The organism is Allobosea sp. 2KB_26, assembly GCF_052115715.1.
In the GTDB taxonomy this organism is placed as follows: domain Bacteria; phylum Pseudomonadota; class Alphaproteobacteria; order Rhizobiales; family Beijerinckiaceae; genus Allobosea.
Genome location: NZ_JBFRHE010000001.1, coordinates 1,418,495 through 1,440,284, shown reverse-complemented (window position 1 = coordinate 1,440,284; position 21,790 = coordinate 1,418,495). Strand labels below are relative to the sequence as shown.

The window sequence follows — 21,790 nt, the reverse complement described above, 5'->3', positions numbered from 1 at the left end:
CTCAGGCGATACGGTGGCGCGCGAGCATCTCGCGGTCGATTTCGATGCCGAGTCCTGGACCTTGCGGCACATCGAGCATGCCGTCGACGAGCTGATACCCTTCGCCAACGACCGGTATGGTGAAGCTGTCCCGCAGCGGATTGGCGTAGACCATGCACTCGAAGGTCCGCAGGCTCTCGGCCGCGGCGGCGAGCTGCAGGCTGGCGGCAACGCAGATCGCGCCGGACCAGCCGACATGGGGCGCATAGGCCGTGTTGAAACTCGCGGCGAGTTCAGCGATGCGCCAGGTCTCGGTGATGCCGCCCGAGCGCGTGACGTCCGGCTGGATCAGGCCGAGCGAGCGGTCCTGCAGCATCATCAGCGCCTCGCTCGCGACATAGTCGCTCTCTCCGGCCGCAAGCCGGATCGGCAGGTGTTGCGCGAGGCGGGCATAGCCCGCGCGATCATGCGGCGCGATCGGCTCCTCGAAGAAGCCATAGCCGAGATCGACCAGCGCCCGCCCGACGATCATGGCGTCGTCGACGTCATAGGCCCAGTTGGCGTCGACATAGAGGGCGATATCGTCACCGGCGAGCGTGCGGATGAATTTTGCGCGCGCGATCGCGTCCCTCAGGGGATGGCCGAGCTTGATCTTGATCTCGCGGAATCCGGCTTTCAGCGCAGCTGCGACCTCTGCTTCCACCGTCGCGTCGTCGAGCCAGTTGATCGATGAGGCATAGGCCGGCACGCGGCGGCGGCCCATGCCGCCGAGCAGTTTGTGGATCGGTTCGCCCGCTGCCTTGCCGGCAATATCCCAGAGAGCGATGTCGACAGCGGATATCGCTTCGACCAGTTGCCCGCCGGGCCGCCCAGAGAGGGCGTTGCGCATCAGCTTCCACAATGCCCGCCGATCTGCCGGATCCTTGCCGATCAGTCGCGGGCTCAGTGCATCGTCGATCAGGCGCGCATAGCCGGCGGCTCCGCGGCGCGCGAGCGCCTCGCCGTAGCCGGTGATGCCGTCACTGGTCGTCACCTCGACGACAACGAGCTCGATCGCGGGATAGTCGCCTTGCGAGGTGCGCTGCGTCTTCTCGAGTGTCGCTCTCAGGGGATGGGACACGATCCTGGCAATGCTGCGGCCGGTCATCTGGTATCGGTCCCTGGTTTGCGCGAAGGCTGATCAACCTAACTGATAGGTTGATCAGTTGCAAACCTGCTCTGTATCTGTCAATCATGAAAGTGGAGGATACGAATGACCGAAGCCGCGACACTGCCCGAAATCGACAGCGACCCGTTTGGCGCCTCCGATGTCGTGCCGACGCGGCTGGGTGATGCGCTGATCGCGCGGATCACTCAGGCAATCCATGATGGCAGGCTGAAACCGGGCGATGCGCTTCCGTCCGAGGCGCGCCTTGCCGCTTCCTTCGGTGTCAGCAAGCCGATCGCGCGCGAGGCCATCCGCCAGCTTGCGGCCATGGGCGTCGTCAACATCCAGCAGGGCAAGGTCACACGCGTCCAGGCGCTCGATGCCGCTCCGCTCGACCGTTTCTTCCGTTTCGCCGTCAGAGGCAGCAAGACCGGGCTCACCGAGGCTGTCGAACTGCGCCGCATTCTCGAGCCGCCGATCGCCCGCTATAGCGCCGAGCGTCGCTCGCCTGCCGATATCGAGCGCCTGGCCGGTATCCTGGCGCGCATGGAGGCGTCGCTTGGCGACGTGCCGCGCTGGATCGAGGCTGATCTCGACTTTCACGAGGCGATCGCCGCCTCTTCCGGCAACCGGCTGCTCGACCTCCAGATCCAGGGCCTTCGTCCGGTGATCCGCGAAGTCATGGAGATCTTCAACTCGCGCAGTGCCCGCACGCAGGCAGACTGGCGCAAGACCTATGAGCGCCATGTCCGTGTCGTCGAGGCGATCCGCGCGGGTGATGCCGCGGCGGCGGAAGCGGCCATGAACAAGCATTTCGAAGCGGCAGAAGCCGCCATCGCGGAACTCGCGACACTCGGGGAGGATACTCATGACGGCAGGAACAGGGTTGGACCGTAGGCAGGTTTTGGGCGGCTTCATCGGCCTGAGCTTTGCCGGCGCCGCTCCGGCCTTGGCGCAGCAGGGCGGTCCTTTCAACGTCTTCGCGCATCGCGTGATGCAGACCGTCGCGACCGGTGCCCAGGGCGGCGACATCACGAAGGACTGGGCGCAGAAGAACGGCGCCACGATCCAGTGGACGACCTTTGATACCGGTCCGCTGCAGGAGCGGTTGTTTCGTGAGGCAAGCCTCTCGGAAAGCACCGTCGATGTCGGCTTCGTCTTGAACACGCAAGTGATCCCGCGTGCCGCCAACCTGTTCGAGCCGCTCGACGGCTACCTGAGCCGCGATCCGCTGGAAGACCCGGCGGATATCTTCCCTGGCCTGATGGAGGGCATGAAGGTTGGCGGCAAGCAGCTCGCGGTTCCGTTCCGCCACGCCTCATCCGGGCTGCATTACAATGAGGAATTGCTGGCCGAGAAGGGCTTTTCAAAGCCGCCGGCCTCCATCGAGGAACTGGTCGAGATCGCCAAGGCTTGCACCTATCGCCGCAGCGACGGCACCGCGGTCGTCGGCCTGTGCATGCCCGGCGTCACCTACCCGAACGTGATCGATATCGCTCGTGCCTGGGATGGCGACTTCATCACGCAGGACTTCAAATGCGTCGCCGACCAGCCGCCGATGTTGAACGCGATCAAGCTCCTGCGCGCCCTGTTCGAGACCGGTGCCTTCCCGCGCAATTTCGCGACGCTCTCGCCCGAGGACGTCAATGTCTGGATGCAGACCGGGCGTGCCGCGATGAGCCTGCAGAGCATGGGCCGCAATCGCATCTACAACGACCCGCAGAAGTCGAAATTCCCCGGCAAGATCAGGACGGTCGCTGTCCCAGCCTCGAAGACACTGGCCGGCAAATATGAAGCTGCACCGGCCAAGGTCGAGTTCTGGGGCATGGTCATCCCCAGGAACGCCAAGCGCAAGGATCTCACCTGGAGCTTCATCAAGGCGATGACCGCGAAGGATGCGACCCTGAAGGCAGCTCTCAACGGCAATGGTCCGGTGCGCGCCTCGACCTATGCCGATGCCGGATTCGCCAACACCGTTCCCTATGCGGCGGAAGAGCTGAAGGTGCTCAAGGTCGCCCGTGTGCCGCTGCCGGCCTTCGACGAGGCGGCCCGTGCCGGCGACCTGTTCAAGGAAGAGGCCGAAGCCGCCGTACTCGGCATGAAGACGCCGGAGGAGGCCATGACCTCGCTCGTCAAGCGCGTGCAGCCCCTGCTGCCGGCCTGAACCATCTCTGACAACCGCGCGGCACAGCGCGGGAGCACCATCAGGAGGAACGCCATGGACATTCGCACTCTTTCGCGCCGCCGCTTCGGCCTGCTCGCCAGCGGAGCCGCCACGTCGCTGGCCCTGCCGGGGCGAACCTTCGCTCAGGCTCGGACGGTGACGTCGCTCGGGCACCGCGTCCATCAGACCTCGGCTACGACGGGCCCGGGTGGCGATGCCACTGAAGCCTGGCGCAAGCAGGCAGGTGCAACGGTCAACTGGGTTACCTTCGGCGATGTCAACGCCATCCATGAGCGTCTCTTGCGCGAGGTCACGCTGGCCGAGACCTCGATCGATGTCGCCTATCTGCTCAATGGCCGCGCCGTGCCGCGCAATCTCAAGCTGTTCGAGCCGCTGGATACGTTGTTGAAGGACGCGCCGATCGAGGATTTCGCCGATTTTGCTCCTGGGCTGGTCGATCCGTTGAAGGTCGACGGCGCCCTGCACGGCATTCCTGTTCGCCATGCCACCAATGCGCTGATCTATAACGAGGCGCTGCTGGAAGAACGCGGCATCACCAAGCTGCCCGCCACCTTCGAGGAACTGATCGAGACGGCGCGCAAGCTGACCTTCAAGCGCGAGGACGGCACGCAGGTCAACGGTCTCGCCTTCACCGCGGTCTTCGCGTCCAATTTCCTGACGCTCGCCCGCTGTCTCGGTGGCGATTACATGACCAGCGATGGCAAGCTCGTCGCGGCCGAGGCGCCGATGGTGAAGGCCCTGACGGTACTTGCCGATCTCTACAAGACGGGCGTGCTGCCGCGCAATTTCGCGACCGTCAACAATGAGGAGATCACCACCTGGATGCAGCAGGGCCGGGCGGCGATGACGATCAACCCCTTCGCCCGGCTGGTGACCTACAATGATCCGGCCAAGGGCAAATATGGCGGGCGCTTCAAGTCGCTGCCGCCGCCGATGGCCTCGGACCTCGTCGGCAAGGTCGCGTTTGCGCCGACAGTCGAGTTCTGGTCTCTGGTGATCCCCAGGAACAGCAAGCAGAAGCCGCTGTCCTGGGATTTCATCCGGGCTCTCTCGTCGAAGGCCGGCACCAAGGCGATGGCACTGAATGGCAACGGTCCGGTCCGGATCTCGACCTATGCCGACCCGGCGCTGATTGCCGCGATGCCCTATGCGGCCGACGAGGCGGCCGCGCTCAAAGCCTCTCGCATTCACCTTCCGGCCTTCGACGAGCAGGCGCGTGCCCACGACATCTTCATCGAGGAGACGCAGGCCGCGGTGCTCGGCATCAAGCCGCCGCAACAGGCGATGGACGACGCGGTGAAGCGCGTTCGCCCGCTGCTCGGCTAGGCGGGTGCAAATGCTTCAAGGTCGCGTCGCGCTCATCACCGGCGCGGCACGGGGGATTGGGCTGGCTGTGGCGTCGGAACTGGCGCGGGCTGGGGTGCATGCCGTGCTGCATGATCGTGATGCGGCGGCAAACGAGGCGGCGCTTGCCCCACTCCATGCAAGCGGGCTGAGGGCGAGCGGCCTCATCGCCGACCTTGCAGACACGGCCGCGCCGGGCCGAATGCGGGATGACCTGAGCGCACAAGGCCTTGCGCCCGACATCCTGGTACTGTGTGCTTCAGCCGAGCTCAGGGAGCGGTGGGACGCTGTCAGTGATCGCGCCCTGGCGGTGCAGAGCGAAGTCAATCTCCATGCCACGGTGCGGTTGATCCAGGCCTTCCTGCCCGGCATGATCGCGGGCGGCTTTGGCCGGGTGATCGCGATCGGCAGCGTCCAGGAGGCAAGGCCTAATGCCGATTGCCTCTATTATGCCGCCACCAAGGCGGCGCAGACCAGCATGATCCTGAATCTCGCGCGCACCGTCCGAGCTCCGGATGTCACCTTCAACGTGATCAAGCCGGGCGCGATCCTGACCGATCGCAACCGCGCCGTGCTGGCAGACCCTGTCTATGAAGCGGTGGTCCAGGAGCGTATCCCGCTCGGGCGGATTGGCGCGCCACGGGACTGCGCCGGAGTGGCGCTGCTGCTCTGCGGCGACGAGGGAGCCTATATCAACGGTGCCGAGATCGCGGTCGACGGCGGATTGCGATTGTAGCTCCTGCGGCCGGCGGCTCTCGTGAAGCATGCGGGACACTTCCCACCGCGCAGCGTGGCGACCGCGTGCTTGCCCTCCCGGCCGGCCGGGAACTCGTGACGCTGTGGTTAGGGGGCATCCCGTCACCGCAGCACAACGACCTTGGTTCCAGTCCTGACGCGGTCGTAGAGGTCGACGACGTCGCGATTGGTCATCCGGATGCAGCCCGATGACACGGCAGCCCCGATCGTATCGGGCTCATTGGAGCCATGGATGCGATACAGACTTGATCCGAGATAGATCGCCCGCGCGCCCAGGGGATTGTCGATGCCGCCCGGCATGTAGCGCGGCAAATCGGGCCGGCGTTTCAGCATCTGTGCCGGGGGCCGCCAATCCGGCCATTCGCGCTTTCTCGTGACGATCTTGGTCCCTGACCAGCTGAAGCCTTGCCGCCCGACGCCGACGCCATAGCGGATCGCCTGCCCATTCCCGAGCACGTAGAAAAGCCGCCGCTGGCTCGTTGAAATGATGATCGTGCCAGGCGGGTATTGCCTGCCCCAGGGCACGATCTGGCGCGGGATCGGCTGTTCGCTGAAGATGTTGAGGAAATCGGCAAGCCCGCGGCTCACCGCATTGTCGTAGGCCTGGGCGGGCGCCGCGAGTGTCAGCGCCATAACGAAAACGACAATAGCGCGCAGCATGACCGGCCCTGCAACGCCCCCGCCTGGAGATTCAAGGGAGAAACGGAGGAGACGTCAAGACGGAATGCGCGAGTACAACTCTCTTGAGACGCATCGTTGCCGAGCGTCCGTTGTGCCTCGCGGCCACGGCGAACCCCGCCGACGATGATTCGTCAGAACCAAAGGAGAAATGAGCCGGTTCTCAACGCCGCACATATCTTGGAGGCGTCAGGCTGCGCGCGAACCAGTCGATGAAGCCGATGATGTCGAAGACCGGGCGTCCGGTTGCCTCCGCAATCGCAGCGGCGTGAGGCGGCAGGTTGGTACATTCGCACAGGATCGCTCCGACATTGGGGTGCCTGGCCACGAGGGCTAACGCCGCATCGACGACTTCGCGCTCAAGCGTCGCGAAATCCGAGATCCCGCCCTGGCCGCCATAGACGCGGCGAAACAGGCTCTCCCGCGCGAGGCCTTCAATTGGCGTGTCCGGCCTGACTCCAACTGCGGCGAGGTGCCTATGTGTCAGCGCTTCCGCAGCGAAGGTGAGAATACCGACCTGTTGGCCGGCAGGCAGCATCGCCTCGATCACCGGCGCCTGGAGCAGGCTGCTTGTCGCGACCGGCACCGGTAGCGCGGCGGCCATCTCCTTCTGCAGGAGCGCCAGGAAGCCGCAACTCGTGGTTATGCCGCGCACCCCGGTCGCGACGAGTTCGAGCGCTGCATCGATGAAGGGTTCAAGCAATCCGGCGGCCTGCCCGTGGACCACCGCAGTCGGGCTCGCGCCGCGCACGACGCGAAACTGAACAGGAAGCGACCATGTCGTCCCGTTGCCGATATCGCCGGGCAGGCGTTGGAACTGCGTGTCGAGCATGAGCACGCCGATCCCGAGATCGGCGACGACGCCGTTTGTCCGCGGGGGAGTGAGAGTGCCGTTCACGATGCCGTCTCCATGCTCGAGTGCGCGGCGGAGGCGGTCGTGATCCCGTCGAAGAACCATGACAGGAAGCGATTGGCGCGCAATGCGTCCATCGGGATATCCTCCTGAGCGATCAGCCCAGCGCCACCCAGCCGCCCCTCCCGGATCAGGTCCAGGACGGCTGCAACATGAGATGCTGCTGTGCGCCGCATCGCGCTCAACGACACGGCGCCGATCGTCGTGGGAACGACGTGGCGCGCGAACCTGTGTTCGATACGCCGTCCGTTCCGCATCCCTGCAGCCGTGATGAAGATCAGGAGCCGGTCGTCGTCGATTTCGGGAAGCGCATTCAGAAACAGGTTCCGCAGCAGATCGACCCGATGCCGCAGCTTCAGATCGTCCAGCAGGAACTTCATATGGTCGAGATGGCCGGGATAGCGGATGGTCCGGGAGACCAGGCTGTCGACGCGCCCCTCCAGATAGGTGCACAGGCTCAGGGGGATGTTTCCGGAGACGAAGACCTCGTAGAGACTGTCATCGAGACGGAGCTGCTCCTGTTCGGACAGGGGAGGCAGGCTCGTGACCTTGCGATTGATCAACGCCGCCGAAGGCTGCAGATATTCCCGCAGCAAGGCATCGACATCCCATGTCAGGCCGTAGCCGAGCCGATTGGTCGAATGCCGTGGCAAGGTGCCGATCCGGACATTCACCTCGCCGTGCATCGCACCCTTGGACAAAAGGTCCAGCACCAGCGGCGAGATCAGTCCTGGCGATACACCGCATTGCGGAACGAAGCAGCTGGAGGCCGACCCGGCCTCGCGTCGAACCGCATCGAGGCCGGGCGTATCATCGCTCAGATCGAGGTAATGCACGCCGCTGCGCCGGGCGGCCGCAGCTATGGGGGGCGTCGCGGATGATGGCAGTGCGGCCACCACCGCGTCGGATCGGGCCAGCAGGCTGTCGAGCTTTGATGCGTTCCCGGGATCGATATCCACCAGGCGCAGATTGAGAGTGCGAGCGTTCACCCGAGCCGGCTCCGTCGGATCCACGATCACGACGTCGAACTCCGGCGCCTCGCGCAGCAGGACCGCCAGTGCCGAGCCAATTCTGCCGCCGCCAACGATCACCACAGAGAACGGGCGGTGTTTCTCCTCAAGCCTCGTCATCGGCGCATCAGGCATGGAAGCGCGACAGGAACGCCTTCAGGCGCTCATTGCTCGGGCTGCGCAGAATATCGGTCGGTGAGCCCTCCGCTGCGATGCGCCCGGCTTCCATGAAGACGATCCGCTCCGAGACGTCGGCAGCAAACGAGATCTCATGGGTGACGATGACCATCGTCATTCCCTGATCAGCGAGGCTGCGTACGACGCCGAGAACCTCTCCGACCAATTCGGGGTCGAGCGCGCTTGTGACTTCGTCCAGGAGAAGGGCATCCGGCTGCATGGCCAGGGCCCGCGCGATCGCGACGCGCTGCTTCTGTCCGCCGGAAAGCTGGTTCGGCCAGGCATCCCGTTTCTCGGCGAGCCCGACCTTTGCGATATAGTCCATCGCGATCTCGACGGCCTCGGCCCGCGACTTGCGCTGCACGACGACCGGTCCTTCGATCACGTTCTCCAGGACTGTCTTGTGGGGAAACAGATTGAAGTGCTGGAATACCATACCGACATGGCGCCGCAGCTCGCCCTGACCCATGAAATGGGCGTCGCCGACATGTTTGGGACCGACGCGCCGGCCGCGGAAAATGATATCGCCGGCATCAGGCCTTTCCAGCATGTTCATGCAGCGGATGAAGGTGGACTTTCCCGAGCCGGACGGGCCGATGATCGAGAGCACCTCACCGGCTTTCACGGCCAGGTCGATGCCGTGGAGCACCTTCAGGGCACCGAAGTTCTTGGTGATGCCGGAGGCTTCCAGGAGGGAGCCGGACGAAGCAGACGAGGGCGTCGAGGTCGACGAAGGCTTGGAGGTCATGGAACGCCTTTCCTCAATTGCCCGCGCGCATGCGGCGCTCGACGACGTCGGCGAATTTCGTGATCGGGAACAGGATGACGAAGTAGAGGATCGCGACGGCCGTATAGGCCTCCAGCGGGCGATAGGTCTGCCCGTTCACAACGGTGGCCATATAGGTGAGGTCAGCGACCGAAATGACCGAGACGAGCGAGGTGTTCTTGAACTGCGTGACAGACTGATTGATGAAGGCGGGCATCATCCTGCGGATCGCCTGCGGAAGAACGATCCGGCGCATGACTTGCCATCCCGACATGCCGATCGCTGCGCCTGCTTCGGATTGCCCCTTGTCGATCGAGACGATGCCGCCCCTGAAGACTTCGGCATAGAAGGCGGCCGCGTAGAGCGACAGCGTCGTCATCGCCGCTGCCCAGTTCGGGATGTCGATGCCGAGGATTAGCGGCAAGGCGTAATAGATCCAGAGAAGCTGCACGAGCAGGGGAGTGCAGCGGAACAGCTCCTGGAAACCCTGCGCGAACCAGTTCAGCGGTCCATTGCCCGACAGCCGCGCGAAGCAGACCGCCAGGCCGAGGACCAGGCCAAGCGCGATCGAGCCGATCGTATAGACGACGGTGATCCACGCCCCCAGCAGGAAGAGATCGCTCGCCTGGAGGATCGGGGCAAAGCTCCACGTGTACATGTTCTCTCCAGCCTTCCGTGGAAGCGGCCCTCGCGGGCCGCCTGGGAGTTCAGCCGCCGAAGCCGAAGCCTTCGGGCATATCGTCCAGCGTGATGCCGAACGGCTCGAGGCTGTTCACGATCCAGGTCTGGTTGTTCCCGATGCGACGGTTGTACTCGGCCCAGGAGGAGATGAAGGCCTTCCATTTCTCGTCGGTCCCCCAGTTCATCGCCACGACCGAGGGAGTGGAGAGCACGGGCTGTGGCACCATGACCTTACCGATGCCGCTCGCCTTCTTGGCCATGACGAGGCCGTTGAGCATCGTATTCACGAGGCCGTCGGCCTTGCCGGTGACAACGGCGACGATCGCTTCATCGCGGGATTTGAACCGAAGCATCTTTGCCTTCGGCAGGTATTGCTGCGCGATGAGATCCTGGGAGGAGCCGAGATCGACGGCAAAAGTGTATTTGGGATCGTTGAGCTCGGCCCAGCTCCGCTTCGACAACTCGGGCTTCGGCGAGACGATGACGAAGCTGTTGAAATAGGTCGGCTGCGAGAACGCGACCGACAGCGCCCGTTGTGGCGTTGCCGTGACGCCCAGGGCCAGATCGGCCTTGCCGCTCTGCACGTCCAGGATCGAATTGGGCCAGGTCGATTCCACGACCTGCAATTTGACGCCCAGCGTCTTGGCGATGTCCCTGGCCATCTCGATGGCAAAGCCGCGCCATTCGCCGGTCCGGGGATCCTTGTTGAAATAGGGATCCTCATTGAGGATTCCCGGGATACGCAGAACGCCGCGAGCGCGCACGGCTTCCACGGTGTCCTCGGCTCTGGCGGTTCCTGAAAGTGCCAGCAGCGAGAGGCCGGCGGCGCAGATGGCCCGAACGACTTGTTTCATGTGGTCTAGCTCCGTTCCCCGCCGATATGCTCGGCCTTGCTCCGATAACCGGATTGATGGCAGCGTAGGCGAGCCACCCTCGCGAACAATGCGAGAGTAGCCCCGTGTCCTACCGGTTTTTTTATATGTTGGCGGCCGCCTCATAGGTCTTGAGGCTCGCCTCGAGGGCCGCCAGGCTCTCCGGCCGCAACGGAGCAAGCGGCGCGCGCATTTCGGCGCTGATGTCTCCGGCGCGTGCGAGTGCTGCCTTCAGGGGAGCCGGATTGCTCTCGATGAAGAGGTGTCCGACGACGTCGAAGAGAGCCTCGTGGAGGCGCCGCGCCTTGTCTGTCTCGCCAGCGACCCAGGCTTTGTGCAGAGCGACAATGTCGTTGGGCAGCAGGTTCGAGGCGACGCTCGTCACGCCGTCGGCACCGACCGCGAGGAAGGGAAGCGTGAGCCCATCGTCACCCGAGTGGATCACGAATTCCTCACCGAGGGCGCGGCGCAGTTCGGTGATCCTCTCAACCTTGCCGCCGGCCTCCTTGATGCCGACGATGTTGGCGTGGGCCTTCGCGAGGCGCGCCGCCGTATCCGGCGCGATCTCGACCCCGGTGCGTCCCGGTACGCTGTAGAGCATGATCGGGATCTCCACTGCCGCGGCAATGGCGGAGAAATGGTCGAACAGACCAGTCTGCGAGGGCTTATTGTAATAGGGCGTGACGATCAGGAGGCCGTCGACGCCCAGCGCCTGCGCGCGCAGGGCTTTCCCGATGGCCAGGTTCGTCGCGTTCGAGCCTGCGCCAGCCATCACGAAGGCCCGGCCCTTGGCTGCTGCGACCGTGGTGCGAATGACGTCCTCCGCCTCGCTGTCGCTCAGGGTCGCGGCCTCGCCGGTCGTGCCGACCGGCACGAGGCCGGCCACACCCGCTTCCAGCTGCTTCTTGATCAGGGCTTCGAGCGCGGGCGCATCGACGGCGCCGTTCCTGAATGGCGTGACGAGGGCCGTGAAGACGCCAGCCATGCGCTGGCGAAATTGCTTATCGATCATGGTACTGTCCTTTCCCCGAAGCCTCAGTCGATGACGACCTTGGTCTCGCTCATTTCCCGCAAGGTCATGTGGATGCCCTCGCGCCCCAGGCCGCTGGACTTGATCCCGCCGAACGGCACATTCTCGGCCCTGAAATCCGGGCCCTCATTGATCATCACGCCGCCGACGCGCAGTTCGCGCGAGAAGCGTTTCACCAATGCATGATCGTTGGTGAAGACGCCGGCCTGGAGGCCGTAGATGCTGTCGCTGACCTCGGCGATGACGCTGCCGACATCGCTGAAGCGACGGACTGCCAGAACCGGGCCGAAGGTTTCGGAGCGCACGAGGTCGGTGCCTTCCGACACGTCGTCGAGGAGCGTCGGAGCAAAGAGCGTCCCCTTCCGGACGCCGCCCGCCAGAAGCTTTGCGCCCTCGGCGATGGCCAGCCTGACCCGCCGCTCCACTTCCATGGCAGCCGGCTCATCGATGACGGTGCCCATGACCGTGTCCGCATCGGCCGGATCGCCCGTACGGACGGCTGCCATCTTCTCGCGGATCCGCTCCAGCACGGTTTCGCGAATGGAGTCGTGAAGGAAGAGGCGCTTCACCGCAGCGCAGCTTTGCCCGGCGATTTCGAAACGATGGCCGATGGCGACTTCGGCTGCGCGATCCAGATCGGCATCGGGCATGACGATCAGCGGATCGTTGCCGCCAAGCTCCATCAGGCATCGAACCAGGCCGGATACGTTCTTCAGCGCCAGCCCGGCCGCGGGGCCGCCCGTGAAGCTCAGAATGTCGATATCGCCGCCGGCAATGGTCGCGGCCACCTCGGCCCCGCCATGCACGACGGTAAACAGGCCTGCGGGAAAGCCGGCCTTGGCAGCGAGTTCGGCCAGGCGCTCCGCTGCGAGCGGCGCCTTCGGTGACGGCTTGGCAACGACCGCGTTGCCGGCCGCGATCGCTGGACCGAGCTTGTGGCAGAGCAGGTTGAGCGGATAGTTGAAGGGCGTGATCGCCCCGACCACGCCGGCGGCTTCGTAGGTGATGGACGCGAGCTTGCTGGGCGCGCCGGGCAGGATCGCCGTCGGCAGCACCTCGCCGTGCAGCACGGTCACTGCATCGCCGGACAGGCGCAACGTATTCTGGGCGCGGCGGACCTCATTGCGAGCCTCCGCGATCGTCTTGCCGACTTCGGCGCAGATGATCTTGGCCATATCGTCGGCTTCATCAGCGAGAAGCTCCGCGAGGCGATAGAGCAAGGCCTTGCGTTCCGCCGGGGTGCTGAAGCGGAACTCCCGCCACGCCCTGCGCGCGGCTTGCAGGGCCTTTGCGACCGCGACCTCATCGGCAACCGCGATCTGACCAATTCTGGCGCCCGAGTAGGGATTGAACACCTCGATCTGTGAGGATGCGGTTGCGGCTGCGGGACGTTTCACAAGGGTGATGGTCACGGTCTAGGACTCCAGATCGTCTGTTTTCAGGTCGGCAAGTGCTGCCAAGGACACCGGCCGCAGGGGCCAACGTGGTGGGATGGCCGAAGGCACGGCCTCGCCGCGCAGGGCAGCGATCGTCGGGCCGCAGAAACGCCCCTGGCAGACACCCATCCCGAACCGCCCCATGAGGCGGATCTCCCGAGTCGAGGCATCGTCCGGGAGCGATCTGAAGTCGGAGAGGCGACGCGCCTCGCAGCGGCAGATCAGCGTCTCCGGCGTGGGCTCCGGCAAGGCAGAACGGAACAGGTCGGAGAGGGCGGCCTGGACATTCCGCGCTGCCGTGAGCCTGGCCTCGCCTGGCTCGTCGGGAAGCCGCATTCCCAGACGCGCGAGGATTTCGCGAGCTGCGCGGCGACCATCCAGAATGGCTGCGTCCGCGCCGAGGACTTCACGCCCGTCGCCGGCAAGGACAACGGGAACGGCCCCGCCAGGATCAGAAAGGGGTATGCCGACCCGGTTGGGTTCGATGCCGTCATGGACCAGCATATGCCGGGCGCGGAGGCGATGAACCGTGCCATTGCGCCTGACCCGAATCTCCAACCCCGCATCATCCTCGCGAACGGAGAGGATGTCGGCTCCTGTCCAGTAGTGGACCCGATGGGACAGGAGCGTGGCGGCATAAGAGACCGCCTCGCCGAGTTGCGGTCCTGCCCAGGCCATTCGCAGCAACGAGTTGAAGCGAACCCACGGACGGCCCCGCTCCAACACCGCGACCGGCGGGTTACCGGCCTTGGCAAGCTGTGCGGACACGGCAAGAAGGAGGGGGCCTGTCCCGGCGACCAGAATCGGCCCGGTCGGCGGAACGCCGGTTTCCTTGAGCAGGACCTGGGCGCCGCCGGCGGTCATGACACCCGGCAGATCCCAGCCTTCGAACGGGTGGATCTTCTCAACCGCTCCGACCGCAATGACCGCCGCGCGGACGCTGCGGGCAACAACCCTACCAGACTCCCGATCGTCGAAGAGATGGCGGCCATCTCCGTCGACACCGAGGAAGACGGTGCCAGTGCACAACTCGATGCGGCTGCCGGCAGCGTCGACACGCTGTGCGAGCTCGGCCCAGTTGCGTCGGTGCCGCGCGGGCGCATGCACGGCGTGGGTTGCGCCGCGGGCTGCCTGGCGATGGATCGCGCCGCCCAGTTGATCGCGCTGCTCGACCAGAAGCACAGGCAATCCAGCCTCGGCCAGAGTGGCCGCGGCGCTGGTTCCTGCCGGTCCGCCGCCGACGACGAGAATCGGAGCGTCACTCATGCGACACCACCACCGCAGGCATGGACCCGATTCTCAGCCCATCCCGGGCGAGCGTCAGGCAGGCTTCGACCGGTGCACCTCCTTCGATGGCGACGACGCAAGCCTGACACGCGCCGATGCCGCAGAAGACACGCCCGCGTGCCGGGCCGCCCGCCGGGCCGAGGTTGATGATGCCAGCCCGGCCCAACGCAGCTGCGATCGTCTCGCCAGGGCGGAAGGGCACGACATAATCGTTCCAGAATATCCGCGTCATCATGCGGTGCTCCCGCCCTTGGCGAAGCGAGTGGGCGTCAGCATCGAAAGATCCGCGGCGGGCGGCCGGTCCAGGATCATTCGCGCCGCTGACTCGCCCATGAAGGGGCCAAGGCAGATGCCGTCGCCCTCGAAACCGGTCGCGATCACGAACCCATCGACATGCGGATGCCTGCCGATGATCGGCAACCCATCGCGGGAGGCGGTGCGCACACCTGCGAATGTTCGCACCACGCGCCGTGCTCCGAGCGGTGGATAGAGAGCGAGCGCTGCACGCAGGATGGCCGACACGGTCACCGCGTCGGTCCGATGATCGCTGCGATTGTCCTCGCGGCTTCCGCCCAGCAGGAACTGGCCGGTGACCAGCGGATCGATGACGAGGCCGATATGCGATCTGTCCAGAACGATGCCACGCTTGGCCGCAAGATAGGATGCGGCCATGAGATGCCCGTCGATGGCGGGGCGCCCGGTGCTTGCCCGATCGGTGACGATCATCTGTCCCTTGCGGGGGATGAGAATGTCGCCGAGATTCAAGAGATGGGCCGATCCGATACCGGCCGCGACAAGGACAGCATCCACCGACAGGATTTCGTCCGTGAGCGCGACGCCGACGGCACGACCATCCCGCACCACGATCTCGGACACCGGTGCCCGGCGCCGCACGTCGATGTCGCTCCGCTGCAGCAGGCGCGCGGTGATCTGGTAACCAAGCGCGTGGCCGTCATCGGGAATTTCGAGTGCAGCCGTCACGCCGTCGCCAAGTCCAGGGATGCGCTTCACCAGGTCGGCTCGCGCGACCTCGATCACGCGTTCGCCGGCCAGGGCGAGGTCGGCGCCGTGCTGCGACACGAGCTCCGCTTCAAGGGCGTTCTGCGCAATCAGGAAGGTGGAACGGCGATGGAACAGCCCGTTGAACAGGCCTTCGGCTTCCAACTGGCCATAGAAGGCCCTGGCATGACGGGCCAGGTCCATCATGGGCCCCGGGCGTTTGCTCGCCACCGAGACCGCGCCGTCGGATGCGCCGGTCGCTCCGGCTGCCGGGCCTGATGCATCCAGCAACGTGACCCTTACGCCCGCGGCTGCGAGGAAATGGGCGGCGGCAGCGCCGACGATTCCTGCGCCAACTACGGCGACATGCATTGAGGAAGGGCGGGCCATGACGGCGATCTTGTTTCCCGGAAGACGTGCGCCGAACCTCTTCCGCTTCGCCCCGCCGGTCGATCCAAATGATCGGGCCCGACTTGCCTCATTGTTTGAAAGTGGCGGAAAGCTTTTGGCTGTGGGACATGCAGGTCGCTTTCCTGGGAAGGGCTGCCATGCGTGACGCCAACCTGACACTCATCCAAACGTTCTTCATCGTTGCGCGTGACGGCTCCTATTCCGCAGCCGCGCGCAAGCTCGGCATGAGCTATCAGTCTGCCGCCAATCATGTCCGGCGGCTTGAGCAGGTTCTGGGAGAGCGCCTTGTGGTCTCGGAGCAGGGCGCGAAGACGGTCATCCTGACGCCGCGCGGACGCAGCCTCTACAAGTTGCTGCTGCCTGAGCTGGACACGATGCTCGCCCGACTCGACCGCACCCTGGACAAGGAGCGTCCGGTCCTGCGCATCGGGCTTCCGCAAGCCATCTTCTATTATCTCCTGCCTCCGGTCCTGGCCCGCTTCCGTGAGCGTTACCCCCAGGTGGAGATCGTGGCTTATGAGCGCGACACGTCGCTCCCGGAACTGATCAAGGACGGCAGCCTGGATGTCTGCATCACCGAACGGTATTTCGGGGACCCGAACGTTCCGCAGCACCTCGTCTGCACCTATCGGCCGGCGCTGATCTTCCCGACGTCCTGGGGGGCCCCTCCTTCGCCGAACAGCATCAAGGATTGGGCCACAGGCCGGCCGTTCGTGACCTATGAGCCAGGCCAGCTCCTTCGCAATCTCGCGGTCGATTATCTCAGGCCACAGGATTCCGAAATGGAGATCGCGATCTCGACGTCGGGCAGTTCGAGCGTCAAGCGATGTGTCGAGGCCGGCCTCGGCTTTGCGATCATTCCGGAATGGTGCCTGGGGGAGCAGGAGCCAAATGTAACAAAGGTCGATATAGATGGATTGCCGGAGATTCCGATTTATTTTGGGGAGGCAATTTTTCTATTCAATAATGCCTATGTCAAATCGCTGAGGCAATTGTGTACGGAACTGATTAAATTCTATTAGAGGTCGAAATTTGCTTAGTTATCACAGATTTGGAGTATGGCATGAGGCCATCCGCGATCACCGGGTTACGCCTTGAACGGGCGAATGCTCGCGAAAGCGAGCGCATTGACCTCGGCAACCAAGGGGAAGCAATGGGTTACCGATGCTCCCCTGGCGGCACTTCTGGGTCACTCCGCCAGCCGACTTCAGCGGAGGTCGATGGTTGTCTCGACACTATGCTGAAGCGAGGGCACATCGTCTGACGTGAGAGACATGCGCAGGCGCACAACGCGTCCTTGCACGCCTCCTTCGCGTACGACGCGCTCGATCTCCCGTTGCGAGGTCACCCCGACCTCCTTCAGGAACTTCCGGACGGCCATGTTGAAACGGTCCTCATCCATGATCGTTCTCCAAACTCGCTGCCAAGGGCCGCGTCCATAGGTGATACACCCGGATGAGCCTATCGGCAGCACGCGCGCATTGAGCGCGCGTCGGCCTCTGGTATCGGGGCGCCAGTCAACGATCGTCCGGCGCGTCATCCCCATGAATCGGAAACACGGGCTGGCGGAGCTGTGTGTAGGGCAGCGACGCGATCTTGCTGGTGCAGGGGCCGGCCGTCGCAACCGTGTAGCTGCCCTTGGCGATCTTGTCGTAGGCACGCCGATGCGCCACGGCCGCCTTGACGCCGATCGCCTTCAGCGTCTCCGGATGGATGCCCTGCGAGCGGAACTGCGCAAGGTCGAAAGGCGGCGTCTTGCGGCTGGTCAGCAGCACGCTGATCCCGCGTCCAGTGGTCACCACCGCACAGGGCCCCATGCTGAAATGGGCGCCCTGGGAGGCTGCCAGATGACTGTTCAGGTCCTCCAGCGCAAACTCGCCATCGCTTGAACTGACGAACCGGGCCTCGATCTCGACCGGGCCTTCGGCGATGGCGCTCCCCTTGCCGCCCACTGAGATCCTGCGGATATCGCCCGGCCTGGCGCCGGTGAGCGCAGCAACCGCCGCCGCGTCGGCAACGGCGACGGCACAGTTTTCGACCTCATGGCGCAAGAAGGCCCGCAGCACGGATGTGCCGTCGCCCGGCGCGCCGCCGCCGATATTGTCGGCCGGCTCGACGACGATATAGGGGCCGCCCGGCAGACGCTGGATCTCCGCGACGGCGCCGTCGAGATCCCATTCGCTCGGCAGGCCGAATGCGCGCAAGCTCACAGCCGTTTCAGTGAGCCGCGCCAGGGCTTCGCGTGCTTCGGCTTCGGCTCCCGTGGTGACCACGCAGAATGCGACGCCGACCTCCGGCACATCGGAGAATGAATAGCCGCCGATGACGCTGACTGCCCAGATTGCGGGGTGTTCGGTTTCGATCGCGCGAGCCATGGCTTCGAGCTCGCGCATCGGCCGGTCGGCTGTTGCGGTCCCCGTCGGCGGCCAGACGACAGGGGCGTTGCATGAAAACATGCGCGGAAGGCTCTTTTCGTTGAGGGCGCGCGCGAGCAGTTGGGCTGAGCGCGTGGCTGATTCCCGTGCATCGGTGTGCGGGTTCTCGCGATAGGCGACGAGGCCATTGGCATGTGCAGCCATGGCCGCCGTAAAATTCGCGTGGAGGTCGAAGACGCCGAAGACCGGCAGGCTCTCGCAGCCGGGCACTGCACGGATATGGGCGAGCAAGGCGCCCTCCGGGTCGAGACATTTCGAGGTCACCATGGCACCGTGCAGCGCGAGCCAGATGCCGTCGAGACCGCCATCCGCGAGCGCTGCCCTCAGCCCTGCGTCGAACTCGTCTCGGAAGCGGTCGAAGACAGCCTGTTCGACGGTGCCCGAGGGCAGGGCCGTGTAGTCGATCGTCGGCACGACCTCCCAGCCCTCGGCTTCGGCCACCTCGAGGAAACCATCGAGGGTGGAACCGTCCCCGCGCCGCTGCAACACCTCGCCGCCGCGCCGGATCGTGAAGTCGGCGAGAGTCGTAATCTCGTCGACGAAGCTGTGCGTCTCGTGGAACAGCGCGGCGAGCAGGATGCGGCGGGGTCGTGGCATGCGGGCGAAACCAATCTCGACAGGAAGCGGCGTGGCGCCATTTCGGACGCCGGATCGTTCCGGATCAAGGCGCCATTATTCCGTCTGGAGAAACCAGCTTGCTTTGACAGGGGGAAGCGACCTCCCGTTAGATCGGCGTGGAGAGCGGGACGGTGCGGTTGCTTCGTGTCGCCGAGCCGGGGGCTATCTGCATGCGCGTCTTCGTTGCATCGCTGGCGACAGAAACCAACACATTCGCTCCGCTTTTCGTCGATCGCAGCGCCTTTGAGGCGGCCTTCTACTGTCCGCCCGGCACGCATCCGGAAACGCCGACGCTGTGCTCGGCGCCGATGGTCGCCGCCCGCCGCCGCGCCGCCAGCGAGGGCTACACCCTGATCGAGGGTACGGCGACATGGGCGGAGCCTGCAGGGCTCGTTTCGCGCGAAGGCTACGAAAGCCTGCGGGATGAAATCCTTAGCCAGATTCGAGCCGCGCTTCCCGTCGATATCGTGCTGCTGGGGCTGCATGGTGCAATGGTCGCGCGCGACTACGACGATTGCGAGGGCGACCTGATGGCGCGCGCACGAGCGCTTGCCGGTCCCGACTGCATCATCGGGGCCGAGCTCGACATGCATTGCCATCTGACCACTGAGATGGTCGATGCCGCCGACATCATCGTTGCCTTCAAGGAGTTTCCACATACGGACTTTCTCGATCGGGCCGAGGATCTGCTCGATCTCTGCCTGCGGGCAGCGCGTGCGCAGGTGAAACCGGTCAGCGCTGTCTTTGACTGCCGCGGAATTGCGAGCTTCATGACAAGCCGCGAACCCGGCCGCGGTTTCGTCGACCGTATCAAGGCGATGGAAGGTCGGGACGGCATCCTGAGCATTTCGGTCGCTCACGGCTTCCAGGCGGCGGATGTGGCGGATGTCGGCACGAAAGTGCTGGTCATCGCGGATGGTGACGCGGACAAGGCGGCGGCGCTTGCCAAGACGCTCGGGTTGGAAATCCTGCGCTGGGGCCCAAGCGGTGCGGCGCCGAAGCATTACAAGCCCGACGAAGGCATCGAGGCGGCGCTGGCACTGGCGCGGGATGGCCGCCCCGTCATCCTCGCGGATCGCTGGGACAATCCCGGCGGCGGCGTCGCTGGCGATTCCTCGGTGATGGTCGAGGCGCTGCTCGGGCGGCCGGAGGTGCCGGCCGCGATCGGAGCGCTCTGGGACCCTGTCGCCGTGAGCCTGTGCCGGGCGGCCGGGGTCGGAGCCGAGATTTCCCTGCGCTTTGCGGGAAAGGCTGCGCCGTCGTCGGGCCGGCCGATCGATGCGACGGTGCTGGTCACAGGCACGACGCCCGACCTGGTGGTGCCCTTCGCGCAGAGCTGGGTTTCGCTCGGGGCGGCTGCGGCGATCCGTATCGGTACTCTCGATATCGTCCTCGCATCGACCCGCGCGCAGACCTTCAGCCCTCCGGTCTTCACCAATCTCGGTATTGATCTGGCCGCAAAGCGTGTCGTGGTCGTCAAATCCTCTAACCACTTTCATGCGGCCTTTGCGCCGATCGCGGCGAGCATTCTCTATCTCGACAGCGGCGGCCCATATCCGCCGGATGCCAGCAAGATCCCCTACACCAAGCTCCGCCGCCCGTTCTCGCCGCTGGACCCGAACCCATGGCTTTGACTGCTCCCGGCCGCGCGCTGCCGCGTTTGTCACTCACCGATATCGACAATCAAAGCCTCGATGGGCTGAGCAAGGGGCTGCCGCCCGGCATGTCGGCCTTGCGCCTGGGCGATATCGGGACGCAGGGCTGGAATATTCTGGCCGGCGACCTGCCGCTTCCGCTCGCGGTGATCCGCGAGAGCGTGTTGCGGCGAAACAGCGACTGGATGAGCGCATTCACGGCGGGCAATGGCCTCGTGATCGCGCCCCATGGCAAGACCACCATGGCGCCCCAGCTTTTCGATCTGCAGATCGCCGACGGCGCCTGGGCCATCACCGTGGCGACGATCCAGCAACTTCAGGTATGCCGCCATTTCGGTGTCAGGCGCGTGGTCCTTGCCAACCAGCCCGTTGGGCGCCTGGAGATCGCCGCCTGCCTCGACGCCGTGATGGATGAAGGCTTTGCGTTGTACTGCCTCGCCGACAGCGTCGAAGGCGTTGGATTGCTGGCGGAGGCGGCCAGACGCGCTCCGCCGCCATCGGGCAATCCGCTGCGTATCCTTGTGGAGATCGGTTTCATGGGCGGCCGGACCGGCGCGCGCAGCCGAGACGAGGCGATTGCAGTTGCCCGTGCCATCAGCGGGGCGGACGGGCTGCAGCTCGCCGGCTTCGAGTGTTTCGAGGGGTTGCATAGTGTCGCCGCCGGTGCAGACCGTCTGCTCGACGACATGATCGGGGTGGCGCTGGCGGCTGAATCCGAGGGGCTCCTCGGTGCCGATCCGATGGTTTTGAGCGCTGGCGGAACCTCTCTGTTCGACCGTGTCGGGGAGAAACTGAACGCGGCGTCCTTTGCGCGACCGATCGTGAAAGTGCTGCGCTCGGGATGCTACCTGACACATGATTCAACAGCCTATGCCAATGCATTCCGGCGCATCGTCATGGAAACCAGCCTGACCCTGCCGGCGGGCGGCCTCGAGCCGGCTCTGGAGGTCTGGGCTTATGTGCAGTCCCGGCCCGAGCGCGGGCGTAGCCTGCTTACCGTCGGAAAGCGCGACATCAGCTACGATGCGGGCATGCCGGTCCCGCTGCACTGGTTCCGTCACGGCATGAGCAAGCCCGAGCCAATGCCGGCAGCGCACACGGTTCTCGCGCTCAATGATCAGCATTGTCATCTCGGCACGCCGGAAGACAGCCCGCTGCAAGTTGGGGACATGGTCGGCTTCGGCATCGGGCATCCCTGCACGACCTTCGACAAATGGGCCCTGTTGATGCTCGTCGACGACAATTACGGTGTGCGCGGCGGCGTGAGGACGTTCTTCTGATGGGCCCTTTGTGGACATTGTGTTTCTTGTTGTGAAACCAGGAATCCTTGACGTGAATTCGGGTGACTCATAGCCTCGATTTGAGAGAGGGATGGTCTGCGGATGGACAGAAGCGGGCGCCGACAGGTGCC

21 protein-coding genes are annotated in these 21,790 nt (G+C 64.9%); 7 read left to right on the top strand and 14 right to left on the bottom strand.

Annotation, left to right across the window (positions count from 1 at the left end):
• Position 1 precedes the first annotated feature (1 nt).
• Positions 2 to 1,126, bottom strand: a complete 1,125-nt coding sequence (locus tag AB4099_RS06955) for a mandelate racemase/muconate lactonizing enzyme family protein (protein WP_441477483.1) — start codon at positions 1,124 to 1,126, stop codon at positions 2 to 4.
• Between the two features lie 105 nt (positions 1,127 to 1,231).
• On the opposite strand from AB4099_RS06955, the gene AB4099_RS06950 reads away from it, so the two are divergent.
• The 4 genes from AB4099_RS06950 to AB4099_RS06935 are packed head-to-tail and all read left to right on the top strand — an operon-like array spanning position 1,232 to position 5,391.
• A complete protein-coding gene (locus tag AB4099_RS06950; protein WP_441477482.1) occupies positions 1,232 to 2,023 on the top strand; it encodes a FadR/GntR family transcriptional regulator in 792 nt (263 codons plus the stop codon).
• On the top strand, positions 1,995 to 3,290 hold the full coding sequence (locus AB4099_RS06945; RefSeq protein ID WP_441477481.1) for an ABC transporter substrate-binding protein: 1,296 nt from the start codon (positions 1,995 to 1,997) through the stop codon (positions 3,288 to 3,290). The genes AB4099_RS06950 and AB4099_RS06945 overlap by 29 nt, the downstream gene beginning before the upstream one ends.
• A gap of 54 nt (positions 3,291 to 3,344) precedes the next feature.
• The gene (locus AB4099_RS06940; RefSeq protein WP_441477480.1) at positions 3,345 to 4,637 is read left to right on the top strand and encodes an ABC transporter substrate-binding protein; all 1,293 of its coding nucleotides are present in this window, start codon (positions 3,345 to 3,347) and stop codon (positions 4,635 to 4,637) included.
• Positions 4,638 to 4,647: 10 nt separating this feature from the next.
• Positions 4,648 to 5,391 carry an SDR family NAD(P)-dependent oxidoreductase gene (locus AB4099_RS06935; RefSeq protein ID WP_441477479.1) on the top strand — a complete coding sequence of 248 codons (744 nt, stop codon included), beginning with the start codon at positions 4,648 to 4,650 and terminating at the stop codon, positions 5,389 to 5,391.
• Positions 5,392 to 5,513: 122 nt separating this feature from the next.
• Here the strand turns inward: AB4099_RS06935 and AB4099_RS06930 are convergent, their stop codons facing one another.
• From AB4099_RS06930 to AB4099_RS06880, 11 genes are all read right to left on the bottom strand, one after another.
• Positions 5,514 to 6,071: a L,D-transpeptidase gene (locus AB4099_RS06930; protein WP_441477478.1), complete on the bottom strand. Its 558-nt coding sequence runs from the start codon at positions 6,069 to 6,071 to the stop codon at positions 5,514 to 5,516.
• Between the two features lie 181 nt (positions 6,072 to 6,252).
• Positions 6,253 to 6,987, bottom strand: a complete 735-nt coding sequence (locus tag AB4099_RS06925; RefSeq protein WP_441477477.1) for an aspartate/glutamate racemase family protein — start codon at positions 6,985 to 6,987, stop codon at positions 6,253 to 6,255.
• Positions 6,984 to 8,132 (bottom strand): saccharopine dehydrogenase family protein, encoded by a 1,149-nt coding sequence (locus tag AB4099_RS06920; RefSeq protein WP_441477476.1) that lies wholly within the window; start codon positions 8,130 to 8,132, stop codon positions 6,984 to 6,986. Before AB4099_RS06920 ends, AB4099_RS06925 begins: the two co-directional genes overlap by 4 nt.
• A gap of 7 nt (positions 8,133 to 8,139) precedes the next feature.
• Entirely contained in the window at positions 8,140 to 8,937 is a 798-nt protein-coding gene (locus AB4099_RS06915) for an amino acid ABC transporter ATP-binding protein (RefSeq protein WP_113516155.1), read from the bottom strand.
• A gap of 13 nt (positions 8,938 to 8,950) precedes the next feature.
• Positions 8,951 to 9,613, bottom strand: coding sequence for an amino acid ABC transporter permease (locus AB4099_RS06910; RefSeq protein ID WP_113516156.1), 663 nt, complete (start codon positions 9,611 to 9,613; stop codon positions 8,951 to 8,953).
• Positions 9,614 to 9,662: 49 nt separating this feature from the next.
• On the bottom strand, positions 9,663 to 10,490 hold the full coding sequence (locus tag AB4099_RS06905; protein WP_113516157.1) for a transporter substrate-binding domain-containing protein: 828 nt from the start codon (positions 10,488 to 10,490) through the stop codon (positions 9,663 to 9,665).
• 121 nt (positions 10,491 to 10,611) lie between these two features.
• A complete protein-coding gene (gene dapA, locus AB4099_RS06900; protein ID WP_441477475.1) occupies positions 10,612 to 11,520 on the bottom strand; it encodes a 4-hydroxy-tetrahydrodipicolinate synthase in 909 nt (302 codons plus the stop codon).
• A gap of 23 nt (positions 11,521 to 11,543) precedes the next feature.
• Positions 11,544 to 12,950 carry an aldehyde dehydrogenase family protein gene (locus AB4099_RS06895; protein ID WP_441477474.1) on the bottom strand — a complete coding sequence of 469 codons (1,407 nt, stop codon included), beginning with the start codon at positions 12,948 to 12,950 and terminating at the stop codon, positions 11,544 to 11,546.
• Positions 12,951 to 12,953: 3 nt separating this feature from the next.
• Positions 12,954 to 14,240, bottom strand: coding sequence for an FAD-dependent oxidoreductase (locus AB4099_RS06890; protein ID WP_441477473.1), 1,287 nt, complete (start codon positions 14,238 to 14,240; stop codon positions 12,954 to 12,956).
• Positions 14,233 to 14,496 carry a 2Fe-2S iron-sulfur cluster-binding protein gene (locus AB4099_RS06885; RefSeq protein WP_441477472.1) on the bottom strand — a complete coding sequence of 88 codons (264 nt, stop codon included), beginning with the start codon at positions 14,494 to 14,496 and terminating at the stop codon, positions 14,233 to 14,235. Before AB4099_RS06885 ends, AB4099_RS06890 begins: the two co-directional genes overlap by 8 nt.
• The gene (locus AB4099_RS06880; protein ID WP_441477471.1) at positions 14,493 to 15,650 is read right to left on the bottom strand and encodes an NAD(P)/FAD-dependent oxidoreductase; all 1,158 of its coding nucleotides are present in this window, start codon (positions 15,648 to 15,650) and stop codon (positions 14,493 to 14,495) included. The genes AB4099_RS06885 and AB4099_RS06880 overlap by 4 nt, the downstream gene beginning before the upstream one ends.
• Before the next feature lie 68 nt (positions 15,651 to 15,718).
• Between AB4099_RS06880 and AB4099_RS06875 the strand changes: the two genes are divergently transcribed.
• A complete protein-coding gene (locus tag AB4099_RS06875) occupies positions 15,719 to 16,693 on the top strand; it encodes a LysR family transcriptional regulator (RefSeq protein ID WP_441477470.1) in 975 nt (324 codons plus the stop codon).
• 185 nt (positions 16,694 to 16,878) lie between these two features.
• On the opposite strand, the gene AB4099_RS06870 is transcribed toward AB4099_RS06875, so the two are convergent.
• Positions 16,879 to 17,073 carry a DUF6494 family protein gene (locus AB4099_RS06870; protein ID WP_113516162.1) on the bottom strand — a complete coding sequence of 65 codons (195 nt, stop codon included), beginning with the start codon at positions 17,071 to 17,073 and terminating at the stop codon, positions 16,879 to 16,881.
• Positions 17,074 to 17,188: 115 nt separating this feature from the next.
• A complete protein-coding gene (locus AB4099_RS06865) occupies positions 17,189 to 18,703 on the bottom strand; it encodes a M81 family metallopeptidase (RefSeq protein ID WP_441477469.1) in 1,515 nt (504 codons plus the stop codon).
• Between the two features lie 191 nt (positions 18,704 to 18,894).
• Here AB4099_RS06865 and AB4099_RS06860 point away from each other — a divergent pair, with 191 nt between their 5' ends.
• Positions 18,895 to 20,358 (top strand): M81 family metallopeptidase, encoded by a 1,464-nt coding sequence (locus tag AB4099_RS06860; RefSeq protein WP_441477686.1) that lies wholly within the window; start codon positions 18,895 to 18,897, stop codon positions 20,356 to 20,358.
• Positions 20,349 to 21,659, top strand: a complete 1,311-nt coding sequence (locus AB4099_RS06855; protein WP_113516165.1) for a type III PLP-dependent enzyme domain-containing protein — start codon at positions 20,349 to 20,351, stop codon at positions 21,657 to 21,659. The genes AB4099_RS06860 and AB4099_RS06855 overlap by 10 nt, the downstream gene beginning before the upstream one ends.
• The last annotated feature ends 131 nt before the right edge of the window (positions 21,660 to 21,790 follow it).